The organism is Candidatus Zixiibacteriota bacterium, from assembly GCA_035380245.1.
GTDB lineage: Bacteria > Zixibacteria > MSB-5A5 > GN15 > FEB-12 > DAOSXA01.
On sequence record DAOSXA010000003.1, the window covers coordinates 131,951 to 145,950 of the forward strand.

Here is a 14,000-nt window from a genome sequence, read left to right on the forward strand (position 1 = left end):
AATCTGCTCAATGCCTGTCACGTATAAGTTTACGGTGAATCCGGTATAAATGTTCTGGGGACAAACGATAAAAAGGACCATTCGACGGGTAAAAAAGAACCGGGGTGCCCCGCAGTCCAGGCGCCCCGGTCTTGTCAAGTCAGCAGAGATCCTGCTGTAACCACAACTACTTCAACAGAAGCATCTTTTTCGATTGGATGAAACGCTCGGTGGTCAGGCGATAGAAATAGACGCCGCTTGCGACGCTGTTGTGCTGACCGGAGCGCCCGTCCCACAAGAGGCTGTAATTGCCGGCGGCCATGTTGTTATCAACCAGGGTTACGACCTTCTGTCCGAGGATGTTAAACACCTCCAGTTTCACCCTGGCCGGTTCGGGGAGTGAGAAACTGATATTGGTCGAAGCGTTGAACGGGTTCGGATAATTCTGGCCGAGACTGTACGTGGTCGGTAGACCGGGAGCGGCGAGGCCGTTGGAAATCCGGCCGATCCAGGGTTGATGGTCGATATCGCTGGCAAGGGCATTGACTAACTCGAACGTGCCCGGAGTGGCCAGGAGCGTAATTGTTCCCTCCGGGAAAGGGGTGCGGTCGTTAATGTCAAGCATCCCCACCGTGACCGCCGAGTCGCGTTGACCGGCGAACAATTCGATTTGAACCGGCAGTTGACTGATGGGATCAAACCGATCATGGCCGATCATCTCGAGTTGTACGCCCAATGGAGTGCCGGGAGCTTCCATCATGACAAAGGTGCTGTCGTTGTGGTAATAAGTCCAGGCCTTCATCTCCTCGTTGGTTGCCGCAAGACGACCGACGAACTGGGCAGTCGAATCACAGTCGCAAACACCGGTGCCCGAGGCGAACATGTAAGCGACCATTGCCGTCAGGTCGGTGATGTCGATTGATGCCGCCGCATCGCCGTTGATGTTGGCCTCGCTCATGCAAACCGGATCAGGGCCGTTCTGAAACATGTAATTGACCAGGTAGAGCAGGTCGGTTATATCGGCGTTGGTTTCATCGCCGTTGACGTTGCCGCGTAATCCCTCGCAACACTTGATAACGGACAGGCAATACGGGCCGGACCATGGTGGATAATACGTATCCGATGTCCCTTGCCAGAGCCAGACGAGGGCTGACATCTGATCGATGCTGTCAATACAGATCGTGCGACCTTCATTATCGCAGTCAACGGACAATTTAATGTTCCATGCCTCTTTTACTTCTCCGGGGAGGAAGGCTCCGCCGGAAAGATTAACGCCGGCAAAAACCATGGTATCGACATCGTCTCCGATATAGGCTGTGTCGAATACCATGAGATTGAAAATGTCACGCCATCCTGAGTTCGCGGCCCAAACGGCATCGGTGGTATTCCAAGCGGCGCCGTCGGGAGAATAGATTCTGAATGCATTTGCCATTGCCTGTATACCGGTGTTGTATTCGTTGGCAACATTGAAACGCAGATTTACCGGTTGTCCGCACTCCAGGATTGAGCTCTCGATACTGCCGCTGGTGATATCGAACAGGTAGATGGTCGGAATCCCGTAGAAAGCTCTGAGATCGGTATACTCCGAATTTTCATAGCCGTCGGTAGCACGAGCCCGCCACCAGTAAGTACCTTCATTTTTCATGTCGAAACTCCCCGAACTGACGGTATCTCCGCTGGATGTTATGCCCAGTTTGGATAACGCCAGATCGGTCGCTGCCGCATCGCGATAGATCTCGAAATCATAATAGATTTGATCGCCGTTGACATCCGTGGAAGCCGCTATCATCAGGGGGCCGCTGCCGTTTAAGGTTGCTCCATCCTCAGGTGATAGTGCCTCCGGAGTTGTAGGAGCTACATTGGTACGGAAAATAGCCTGTCGCCATTCACCCCAGTCGACGCCGTTATACAGACGAATACGTAAAAGGTAAATAACGTTGCCGAGCAGAGTCGCTCCGTTGTAAATTGCTGAAGTATCGGTTGTCATTACCGGACCGGTTTCCCACATCTCCGCGATCGACCAGTCGCTGTCGGTCCCCAATTGTATTTCGTATCCCTGAGCCGAGCCGAGTGAATCGTAGAAATGCCAGTAAATGGCGGGTGTTTGACCGATGATGTGATATAAATCTCCGGGAAGCACGTTGATATTCTGCGCCAGCGGCAAATTATAAGGACCGGTGAATGGGAAAGCACCCATATCTCCAACCGTACCGTCGGGATCGTTGAAATCGGGAGACGGATTACCGGCGTCGATGCACGGCGAAGAAGAAGTAAGAGACATGTCCAGCAATGCTGTGTCGGCAAACATCGGATCGGCCATAATCGATCCTATACCCGGATTGACTCCCACATACCCCCCGCTGCATTCGTAGAGATCGTTGTATTCAATTGTGCTTTCCACTTGCACATCGCCTTCAAGGACCGCTATCGTGTTCGGGCAGAAGGCGAAGATGTTGTTGAAAATCCGATGGTTGCCGCCGGAGTAGAGACTTAGTATACAGGCCGTCTCGACACCGTCACCGGAAATGTCGTAGAAAGTGTTGTTGTATACATAAGCTGAATCGCCGTCCGACAGCCTGATAACGGAAGCCCGATTAACCATTTGCATCCGGGCGAAGATATTGTTTCGTACAATGGCGCCGTCACAAATCTCCAGGTCAACGGCACGCGAGTAGTCGTCCAGCACCATATCGGTAAAGATGTTGCCCTCGATTACGGCCGAACTGCACCAGCTATCAAAAACCCTGTTCGCATATCGGGTTACATTGTTTCTTATCACGGGTGAGGTATGGCTGGTGATATCAAAGGGAACCCCCACACTGTCGAAGATATTATCCTGAATCAAAGCATTGGCGCCGGACCAACACTCGATTTGAGCGGTACGATTGGAAAAAGTGAATCCTTGCACGACCGTTGTCGTATCCATTGCACCTACCAGGCGAAGAGCAGCCCAGGTATTTTCAGGTGCTTCCCAGAATGTCGATCCTGCGCCGTCGGACGACATGAGTACGAAATGCTTGTCGGTCACCTTGACAAATTCACTATAGGTTCCCGGCGAGACCAGGACAGTGTCCCCGTCGCAAACGAATTTAATCGCTCCGGCAATACTATTGATCTCATCCGGTACATGGATGACCGGTCCGAGCTTGATGATGAAGGAGTAATGTGCCCATTCACCCCAGTCGGTGCCGTCGTGAACTCTGATACGCAGTCCGTAATGTATAAATGGATCCAACGTTGCTCCGGCATATTCGGCGGACTGAGCCGCCGATGATATCGGGCCGCTGTCCCAGAACTCGGCTTCAGTCCATTCCTGGTCTGTCCCCACCTGGATCTGATATTGTGTTTGCGAAGTCGCGAGAGTGTCGAGATAAATCCAATTGATCGTCGGTATCAATGTTGTGACATAGCCGTACGAGTCTGTCGGCGATACGACTATTTGCGATGCTGTAGGATATGAGATCGATTTCGATACCGCGCCGATATCGGACCGGCTGCCGTCGGCATCGTTGTAAATCGGATCAGGATCGCCCGCATCGATGCAGGGGGATCCGGAAAGCAAGTCAAGGTCCGAGCCGGTCTCGAAAACGAACAAAGGATCTTCATAGATACAGCCGATACCGGCCGTGGCCTGATTGGTTGCGTTCAGACCATTACCGTAAAATCCGGAATACTCGATGGTTAAATCGGCATTGTCGTTGGATATGACTCCATACAGCCCGTTGTATGCCGACAGGTTGTTCCGATAATCGAGATTGCCTGAGGGGTATAGTCCATAACCGTAATCACCGGTTCCGTAGACGGTGTTGTTAACAATAATATGCTCGGAACCTCCATTAACGTAGATCCCCCAGTCCAGGGCGTTATTATAAAACCTGTTGCCGCTTATCAGGCAGGAATCACAGCTGGTGAAAGACAAGGCTGACCTGTACGAGGATACCTCAAAGCAATTCCTTACCAGGTTGTTTTCAAAAATACAACTGCCCTTTTCCAATCTGATGGAACACATAACCGAGTCGAACAAGCTGTTTTCTATAAGCCAGTTCGCACCGTATTCACTACTGATTGCGTTACCCGATAGGTCGATGAACCGGCAGTTGCGGATCTCAGCCGACTGGCCGTAGGGAGCCGCAATTCCCGTTTCTCCATCGGTAAATGTGAAGCCTTCGATAATCGTTCCGTTGTCGTATTCAGCGCTCATCATGATTAACGGCGTGGCCCCACCGGCAGCCGTAAGAATCGTATTTTCGGCGCCGGCCTCCGATAACAATACCAGGAATTTCTCTTCGAAATTCAGGTTTTCCGTGTAGGTGCCGTCGGCTACGATTATCGTGTCGCCGTTGTTGGCCAGGTTGATGGCCGCCTGAATCGTAGGTGCATCGGACGGAACATGAATCACTGTCGTCACGCTGGTCGAGAACCGGAACTCGGTCCAGTCTCCATACCCCTGATTGTCGCGAACACGCATACGGGCGAAGTAGTAAGTCGCATCGGTCAGATCATAGCTGTTGTAGACCAACGAATCGGCCGATGTCGTCACGCCGTGCGAATCCCAAACCTCGGCGCTTGACCAGTCGTCGTCCAGACCGATCTGAATCTGCAATCCGACCTGATCGACAGTCCCGGTGTCGATATATGTCCAATGAAACACCGGTCGCAGGCTCGTTACCATGCCGGTACTGTCGCCGGGGAGAACCGTAACGCGACTAGCCAGGGGCAGGTTGACGGTTTGATAAAAAATACTTCCTACATCGTTGCGGCTGCCGTCGGGATCGTTAAATGCCGGGTCGGGATCGCCGGCATCGATACAGGGAGAATTGGGCCGCAGGCGATAGTCATAACCCATTTCATCGACATATAGCGGATCTACATTGAAGTCGTTTTCTCCGGCATAATTATAATTGCTGTAATCCCTGTAGTTATTGAAGAAATTGTTATAGTCGACATAGCATGAGTCGTTAGTGATGATGGCAGTGTTGGTACTGTTTGAAAATATGTTGTTACGTGCCTGAACCATTCCAGTATGTGACTGTACGTAGACACCGTAGTGATTCCCGTCGAAGGTGCAATTGTTGACATTGCCGGAGCCGTAGTAACTGTAGAGGACACAATAGCCGGTCGGATTGTTGTAGAATAGACAATGATCGAGTGTAATGGTGCCTCTCTCACATCTGACCACGGGCGAATTGAATTCCAGCAAGTTGTTGTCACGGAAAATACAGTTCTCTATGAGGAGGTCACAGCTTTGATTCCATACGGTCGATTCTTTACCGCGAGCATGCTCAATGGTAAAACCGCGTAACTCAACCGTTTCAAGAAATGAACCGTAGAGTTTCAGAATATAGGCATTGCAGTCGTTAAGCGGACGCAGGAAGGTTACTTCCGGTCCCCCTTCAGATATGATTTTTACCGACTTGCTCTGTATCAGAATACTCCCGTAATAAGTCCCCGGAGCGACCAGGATGGTGTCACCGTGATAAGCGTCGGCCAGAGCGTCCGTGATACTCGGGTATTCGGAAGGTACGTGAAGAGTCGTGGCTCCGTCTATCAACGTCAGAATCGCAGTGAGCGGATCGATGAACCCGGCCCCCAATTGTCCGTCGTACCCGAAATTAAGACTGTCGATCGGGATCGCCGTCGTCAGAATGGTGTCGCGAATCTGATCCGCGGTCAATTCGGGATCTATTGAGGCCAGCAGCGCCGCCAGGCCCGTAACGAACGGGGCTGCAAAAGATGTCCCACCCCACCAGGCATAAGTGGAATCGAGGTAGGGGGCATAAACCATCACCCCGGGAGCGCACACATCGACATAATCACCGAAAGATGAAAAATCAGCCAGGGTCAGATTGGAATCGACTGCCGCTACGGCGACGGTGTTGTCGTCGCTGGCGGGATAATGTATAGGAGAATCCTGGCCATTGCCGGCAGCCACTACCACCATCACGTTGTTCTGTTTAGCCCATTCGACCGCGGTGGCAATGGCCAGGTGTTCTGCCGTTGTTACGAGACTCAAATTTATGACGCGACAACTGTCGGTTACTGCCTGCATGATAGCTTCGGCAACTACGTAACCGTTGGATGCGCCGCCTAGATTGGTTACGCGATAGGAAATGATTTCAGCCGACGGGGCGACCAGGTGCACGACTCCTGCAACGAATGTCCCGTGACCGGTGTTGGTCCCACCCGGTTCGTCAAAGGCTTCCGGATCTTCGTCGACATAATCCCATCCGGAGAGGACGGTTCCATCGAAGGCCGGATGGTTGAGATTGATACCGCCGTCGATCACCGCTACGCGTACGTTGCTGCCGGTTGAGATCCCGTGCACATCACCCAGGTTGAGCTCCTGAGCGGCGTACTGCTCTTCGTATTCCCCCTGCAAATTTTCATCGCCGAACGGTATGCTGCCCTGCACCGGTTGAAGCGGATCGACCAGGTAGTTCGGATGACAGAAGTTCACGAACGGTTCCGATGATATCTGCTCCGCGATTAAGTCGGCGTCAGTCCCGGCCGGGGCATTCATCAGGTAGACGTCAATCTGCGGCAGATGCTGGATATCGACCGTTCCGTAGAGGTTGTTGATCGTGTCGATAGTGAAACCCTCGTTCAGCTTGAGCACCAGCTCGTGTTCCACGAAGGCCGCGCCATGCACGAATGCAGCGGATAATAACAACATCATCGAGGCTATGAGCACAGTTAGTCTGGATAACATACAAATTCCTCCTCAACCTGCACCGAAAACCGAAAATGCCGCCCAATGGCAGGCCATCCGGTATTGTTCTCTTACATCTATGGCGGACCGGCGAGCGGCGGTGGAGGCCGACCGACCGGCATTGTAGTATTCATAAAAACGATTCATCCAAAGTGCGGCGGACTGATCAACCACCGCCCAATGACTGGCAATCACGTTGCGAGCTCCCATTTCGAGCATCGAACGCACCAGTCCGGAGGATTCTTCTCCCGGAAGACTCGACTGTTGTCCGGTCCGGCACCCCGCCAGCATCACCAAACCCACTCGGTTATGCCGAAGACGGAAGTCGGCTGCGAACATCGGTCCGTCCTCCAGCTCGAGGGCGGAGTAAAACGGATTGTCGCTGCGAAGTGAGGCATGACCGGTGTAATGCCACAACCGCGCCGAACTGCGATCAGGAACAGCGGCCCGGTGACAAGGGGATAACCATTCGGTGTCCTCATTCTTTGAGGGCAACCCCGCCAGTTCCTGGTCGACGTATTTCAAACCATCGGTGCGGCCGATCATTACCACCTGTTTGGGTGAATTTATCCGCAATTGGCGGGCATGCTGGAAATGTCGCAGGCTCGGGGCCAGGGTGAGAGTGTAACGGTCGACCAGATGTTTACCGTCGATCATGAGTGCCTGCCAGGGGAGATTGGTCAGGCGGCCTTCGGGAATCAGCAGAAGTTTTCCGCTTCCGGGTAAATCCAGCGGTTCGAGCAGCCAGGCTCCCGCACGTTCAAGATAGGTCTGTTCATCCGCGATGTCACGAGTGCTCTCTGCCGTCCCGTTGAAAAGCTGGCGGCTGATAAGAAACCGCCATTGCCCCAGTAGCTTGTCGATAGTCTGATGCCCTCGTTCGTAACGATGCACCCGGCTGACGCCGTTATGATGAACGCAGGCGATCAGGTCGTCGCCGAGTCGGTGCATCTGAATGATCGTTCGTCCGATCGAAGTGGTTTGCATCCGGCCGATGATTTCCTTCATGGGGTCGAGCGTCGCAGCCGTCTGATGTTCAAGCGCGGCCAGGTTTTCTCGCACCTTACGTTGCAGCGCTATGAAACCGCCGTGATTCATGGAAGCGGGAGCTTGCCGTTGTCCCATGGCTCCATCGACTCGACCAGCGAGAGCCGTTACCTGGCCGGCCAGCGCCACCAGGCTTTCTTCGGCTCGGCGTCGCGCCGGATTGTCATGATGGGTTTCATCGATCGCCGTCCATAATCCGGCTGTCATATACCGCTCGCTCCAGGCCGCGGCGTGCTGAGGTCGCTCTTTGGCTTCAGCATCGACCAGACGTAAATACGGATCGGTTCGATCCTTCATGAACGATGAGCGTAAATCGAGCGGCGGCAGTTTGGCGCGCACCGAATCGAGAATGTCGGCGGCGGCGGTCCAATGCTCGACCGCTTGTTTCATCCGCCCGCGACCCGCCAGATGATCGCCCAACAGGGTGTGTCTGCAAGCCGACAGATAAGGCACCGATTTCACCGCCGGATTGGCAGCCAGACGATGAAGTAATTTGTCGTTTGCTGTTTTATTCTGAAGTAAATGTAAATCGCAGATGGCCTTCCAGAGCGGTAGTTGCGCTCGATCGAAACCGGCCCATGCTTTTTGCACGAGACCTTTGTGAAGGCGGCCATCTAGCTGAGCTTCGAGCAATTGTGCCGAGGCAAGGAAACCATGATTCTCGTTTCCGGCGAACAGCTTCAACGCCGGTTGGAGATGTCGTCGGGCTTCCCCGGCATGACCCATTGCAAACGCCGCCTTGGCCGCGAAAAATTTCGCCTTGGCATACTCATAGTCGATCTTGAGCGTATGCGCCCGGCGGGCGGCATCCATTGCTGCGCGTCGAGCATCCGGAAGTAGGTTAAGACCGAGATAAGCCTCCGCTTTGTCCAGCAGACAGAGCACCAGTCCACGGGGCTGGGAAACTTTGCGGTAACCTTCCTGACAGGCGTTCAACTCGCGCAATGCGACATGATAATTCCCGCGCAGCATCTGAAGCCAGGCCATACCGTTACGACAGTCAACGGCATAAAGCTCATAACCGGCTTTGGAGAAACACTCCTCGGCCCGGCGGTAATTTTCTTCGGCTTGTTCGAACTCAAAAAGTTGAACCTGGGTGTTGGCCAGATTGTAACGGCAGATCGCAGCCGCCAGGTCGTTACCTGCCTCGACGAAATAGTCGGTCGCCTGTTGATAGTAGCGACGGGCTTCGGAATGGCGATCCTGCCGATGTAACAAATTGCCCAGATTGACTTCGGTCTTGGCCTGGTCCGCTCGAAGGCCTTCTTTCTTGAATCTCTCAATTGCCAGATGAGCCCGGCGCCGCGCCTGCGCGTATTGTCCCAGATACATGTACACATCAATGAGAATACGATCGATACGAGCCTGCATCACCGGAGCGTTACGAAGCATCTTCCTTGCAGCCAGGTAATTTTCCAACGAAGCCTCATACTTGCCGCCGACCGAACAAGCCCAGCCAAGAGCTCTCAGAGCGCTGCTGTGCATCACTCCGCCTATCGGTTTACTGACCTCGACGAAACGACACGCCGTTTTCTCTGCCTTGCGTGTGGAGGTCTGAGCCAGACTGCGTACGAGATCGTTGCAGGTTTCGGCTAGCTGCTCATATTGAGCCGGGTCAGCCTGACCGGTGCGCAGGAATGTGCGAGCGAGCGCGTTCATCGTACCAGACTGGCCTTCCAGGAAAGATTGTCGAACTCGATCTGTGATTTACCTGAAATCAGACTGAGCGACTTCGGAGGATTTTTCGCCTTCCAGAAAAAGAAACCTTCTTTTTCCGGTGTGAATCGTTGTCGACCCGACTTGAGTACCCAGGACAGACTGATGTGGTCCTTGTCATAGACGCGTGCCACGAATTCCCAACCCTGACTGCGCCGCTCGGCTGAAAGCTCGAGCATTATGTCTCCGGCCTTAAAACAAATTCGACGTTCGAGTCCGACCGGGGCTTCGCGCAGTTGCATCGCGGGTAATTGCGCCCAGGAATCGGCCGTAGCCTGACCTTGGATGACCTGTTCCGGTCGATGGGACGACTGCAACAACGGGATAGCCGCAACGCGTGCTATGGTCGATTCGGATGAGCCGGTCAACGGTTGGGTATGCTGGGGTTGGTACTCACTTAAAATACGAAACAGTTCACGACATTCCTTACACTCCTTCAAATGTGATAGAAATGTCACATGCCCCGTTTCGATTGCCTTTAGCATTTGGGATCGCGACGGATGTCGCGAAGGCTTATTCATGACCTGGCCTTTCATTCATGAGTTCTATTGCAATAGAGACCGGGGTGCGATGATTAGTACAGGACCTCGAAAAAAACGAGCGTGATGCGAGAAGTAAGTTCATATAGCGTGTGGTTTTTGTGTCGCTCGCATTTTTCGTGGGCGGCAGATGTCAGTGGCCCACCCGACCACAGGTGGTAAAACATCAGGGCACAGATTTGACTTTGATGATATCAGTCTTTGTAGGTCAGGTTGTTTGCAACCTGGGTAGGTCTCCCCGAGACCTGCCGTTGCCTTTGATGATATCAGACGACAGAAGTGGGGTGGTCTAACTGAGCCCGAGCTGTTTCATTATTTTGCGCAGCCGAGCGAGACAACGAGAGCGAATCGGCCCGATACTGTTGGCGGGAATGTTCAGCTCTTTGGCGATGTCGCTGTAACTTTTATCCTGTGGCTCGAAAAACAGAGCATGCAGAAGTTTGCGGCAACGCTCATCGAGCTGGAGCATCGCCATTTCGAGATCAGCTTGTCGTTCAAGCTGTTCCAGGTCGGCATCGGGCAGCGGTGTTGGTTTGACGTCCGGGATTTCATCGTGAGCCTGCTGACTGCGCTGCGCGGACTGCACCATACGCCAACTACGACGACGGGTGGTACGAATCAACCATTTAGTCAGCCCGCGGGGATCTTTGATATGATGGCGGCTACGGTAAAGCATCCACCAGGTATACTGCGCACAATCTTCGGCATCACTGACACTCAATCCCGCGCGGCGTGCGACGGTATAAACCAATGCTTCGTAGCGATATACCAACGTGCGCCAGGCGTCGGCGTCCCCCTCGCATACCCGTTGCCATATCTCGTCGTTGCTAGGTACCAATTGTTTTCTATCCGCGATGTCGTTGGTCCCGGCGCCGGGGCTGTTCCGTTATCGGCGACGGGGATCAATAATACGGGCATCCCGCCAATGAGATCGATCTTATACTTTATTATAATTGGACGTGGTGGACGTGCAACGCAAATTTGATACGAACGCAACTATTTATAATAAGTCTGTACTACCGATGCGATTGCTGTCTCTATTATAATGAGGAAAATCCGGAAATTAACCGAGGGAGAATACTTATCTTTTATAAATCAAAACAGGCCTATGGCATAACTAGTGCCCAGCCCCATATAGATGTAGCGCACCAGCCGTCCGGCGAAGGTGGTCAGATAAAATAACCCTGCCGGGAACTGCTTGGCCCCCGCCGCGGCATAGAGAATATCACACGGAATAGGGGAGGAGGTCCCGAGAAAAATCGCCAATGCGACATAAAGGCGGGAGCGGCCGATTGTCCATTTATTGTCGAGGAGGTTGGGAAATTTATTTTTAACCCATTGGCGTTCCGCAAAATACCTGCCGACCAGATAGGTCACGAGTGAGCCGAATGCGGAACCAATTGCCATAACCAGGGCCAGGTGGAAAACATTATAACCCATAGATACCCCGGCAATGACATAACCCCAAACCGGTAACACCAGGGGAGAACATGAAATCGCCGAGATCACCAGCAAGATCAAATCCAGCCAGTTCTGGCCGTAGCGCTGCATTAGCGAAAGACCGAACGCTTCGATATCATCGTTGAACAGAATAACCATAGCAAGGGAAGGAACCACAATGACAGCCGTTAAAATTGCACCTCCGAGCCATTCGGGGCGCTTGGATTCTGTTATAGGCCCGACGGCTTCGATGGTCTGTTCGCTTGTTTTGGTCTGTATGCTCATGGCTCTGCTTTTACCCGTACTCGGATTGCCGTTACTCCAATAGACAGCTTCCGACAGATAATGTTCCAGGAGGGGACAAGCCCGACAAGAACATGTCTCCACGAGACCTGTCGTCTCAAAGACGGTGTCTCGGAACGACAAGTATATAGAAAAAAGCCTTTGAATCAACAAAGATTCAAAGGCTTTTGATTTGGTGCGGAAGGGCGGCAGTTACAGATCGTCCTCTGAATCAACCTCCCACTTCGTATTAACACCGTAGTCTTCTTGCTTGTAGACCACGAATACAAGATAGGCATCTATTGTTGCGATTACAGCATCATGTGTTTGTCTGGTAATCAACAATGTTACGGAAGAACCATCGTCATCTTCCCAATACGTTGAATAAGGAGTTCCACTAGGGATCTCCTTTGCTTTAGTTGTTGGGCTTATTTCATCACTGGTTGGTTCACCGTATTTGTTTTTAAGGATATCATATAGACGAGAATGAAAAACCCATGACTTACGCATGCCCTTATTCTTTTCGTCATTATCCCACTTGAGTATGTATTGAAACGCTTTGAATTGGTCCGTAGAATCGAATATTAAAAAAGTGCGTTGAGCTTTTTTGTCAAGGATCTTGACATCTGTCACTTCGGTTCTAAGAAAACCCTCTGGTATAGTGAGAACCGGATATTCATGGTATCCACGTCCAAGTTTGGCGATTTTAGGATCACCGTTTGAGTACTTCTTAAGTTTCATGCCGTCATTCTTATGGATAATGCTAGTTACACTATCATATGAAATATCCCAATTCAACGATTTAGGTGGATCAATAGCATATGCCGTAGAACATAGAAGAACTGTTATGACTACAATCCACAGATTCACTCTTATCATGGAATCCTCCACATACTATTTTATATAATTACTTATAGAGTATATATAGAATGGTATTGTAAGTAAGTCAAGGTGTGTGTTAGCACTAGAAAAAAGCCTTTGAATCAACAAAGAATCAAAGGCTTTTGATTTGGTGCGGAAGGCGGGATTTGAACCCGCACGAGTTTCCCCACTACCCCCTCAAGATAGCGTGTCTACCAATTCCACCACTTCCGCATATCTTAAGGTGAAGGTTAGTTGCCTGCGGTGTCTCCGGTCGGCGTAACCTGCATAAGCGGATTGCCACCGGTGGTATCACCGGCTGCCTGCTGCTGTTGCTGCTGGCGAGCGATAGCTTCTTCCCGCTCTGCTTGTGCCTGCTGAGTGACAACGGATTCAGCCGATTCGGCCTGGGCCGCGCCGCCCGAGCGGTGAGACGAGAGAAGAGCCAGAGCGATACAGTTGACGAAGAACACTACCGCGAGGTAAGTGGTAGCCTTCTGCAGGAACGTGGCAGCACCGCGACCTCCGAATACGGCTCCGGAAAGGCCGCCACCGCCAAAAGCGGATCCAGCCAGACCTTCGCCCTTACTGGCCTGCATAAGCACCACCAGAACCAGCGCGATGCAGACTATCACGTGAAAGACAACCCAGGCAATGAACAAAAGTCGAACCTCCGTTAAACAGCTCTAATTATCCCGATAAAATCCTCAGCCTTGAGCGCTGCGCCGCCGATCAAGCCGCCGTCAACATCAGGCTGGCCGATCAACTCTTTGGCGTTGGAAGGCTTCATCGAACCGCCGTACAAAATGGGCAACATTTCGGCAGCTTCCGAATCCATCTGCGCGATATGTGCCCGTACGAATCGATGCACTTCCTGGGCCTGCTCAGGCGAGGCCGTCTTACCGGTGCCGATTGCCCAAACCGGTTCGTAAGCAACTACCGATTTTTTGAGCATCTCGGCCGTAAACCCCGAGAGACATCCCTCAAGCTGAGTCCTGATCACTTTCTCGGTATCGCCGTTTTCTCGTTCTTCGAGTGTTTCGCCGATACAGATAATCGGGACCAGACCCGCGGCTAAAGCCGCTTGGGCCTTGGCGTTGACCTGCTGATCAGTCTCAGCATGGTACTGCCTTCTCTCAGAGTGGCCCAGTATAACATATCGGCATCCCACTGTCAAGAGCATCGAAGCGGAGATTTCTCCAGTAAATGCCCCCTTCTCATGAGCCGACATATCCTGCCCGCCCAGGGCAATATGGCTTCCCTTGAGCATTTCTCCCGCTCGGTACAGAGCGGTGAACGGAGGGCAAACCAGCACCTGAGCGTGTTCGTTCTTGGAATCTCCGCCGAGCAATCCCTTCAGGAGAGTTTCGGTCTCGGCGATAGTCCCGTTCATTTTCCAGTTTCCGGCAATGATAACCTGGCGCATG

General features: G+C 52.4%; 8 protein-coding genes and 1 tRNA gene. All 9 read right to left on the reverse strand.

All coding sequences use genetic code 11. The features are described 5' to 3' along the window. Positions 1–166: 166 nt before the first annotated feature. Positions 167–6,688 (reverse strand): S8 family serine peptidase, encoded by a 6,522-nt coding sequence (locus PLF13_10925; GenBank protein HOP07790.1) that lies wholly within the window; start codon positions 6,686–6,688, stop codon positions 167–169. Between the two features lie 12 nt (positions 6,689–6,700). Continuing rightward, on the reverse strand, positions 6,701–9,394 hold the full coding sequence (locus PLF13_10930) for a CHAT domain-containing protein (GenBank protein HOP07791.1): 2,694 nt from the start codon (positions 9,392–9,394) through the stop codon (positions 6,701–6,703). Continuing rightward, complete coding sequence (locus PLF13_10935; GenBank protein HOP07792.1) at positions 9,391–9,936, reverse strand: hypothetical protein; 546 nt, start codon at positions 9,934–9,936, stop codon at positions 9,391–9,393. Before PLF13_10935 ends, PLF13_10930 begins: the two co-directional genes overlap by 4 nt. A gap of 343 nt (positions 9,937–10,279) precedes the next feature. Continuing rightward, positions 10,280–10,828 (reverse strand): sigma-70 family RNA polymerase sigma factor, encoded by a 549-nt coding sequence (locus tag PLF13_10940; GenBank protein ID HOP07793.1) that lies wholly within the window; start codon positions 10,826–10,828, stop codon positions 10,280–10,282. A gap of 257 nt (positions 10,829–11,085) precedes the next feature. Continuing rightward, a complete protein-coding gene (locus PLF13_10945; protein HOP07794.1) occupies positions 11,086–11,715 on the reverse strand; it encodes a VTT domain-containing protein in 630 nt (209 codons plus the stop codon). A gap of 210 nt (positions 11,716–11,925) precedes the next feature. Next, the gene (locus tag PLF13_10950) at positions 11,926–12,453 is read right to left on the reverse strand and encodes a hypothetical protein (protein ID HOP07795.1); all 528 of its coding nucleotides are present in this window, start codon (positions 12,451–12,453) and stop codon (positions 11,926–11,928) included. A 269-nt stretch (positions 12,454–12,722) separates the two neighbouring features. Next, a tRNA-Leu gene (locus PLF13_10955) sits at positions 12,723–12,807 on the reverse strand. Positions 12,808–12,824: 17 nt separating this feature from the next. Further along, positions 12,825–13,235, reverse strand: coding sequence for a preprotein translocase subunit SecG (gene secG, locus PLF13_10960; protein ID HOP07796.1), 411 nt, complete (start codon positions 13,233–13,235; stop codon positions 12,825–12,827). A 14-nt stretch (positions 13,236–13,249) separates the two neighbouring features. After that, a complete protein-coding gene (gene tpiA / locus PLF13_10965) occupies positions 13,250–13,999 on the reverse strand; it encodes a triose-phosphate isomerase (protein HOP07797.1) in 750 nt (249 codons plus the stop codon). Between the last annotated feature and the right edge of the window lies 1 nt (position 14,000).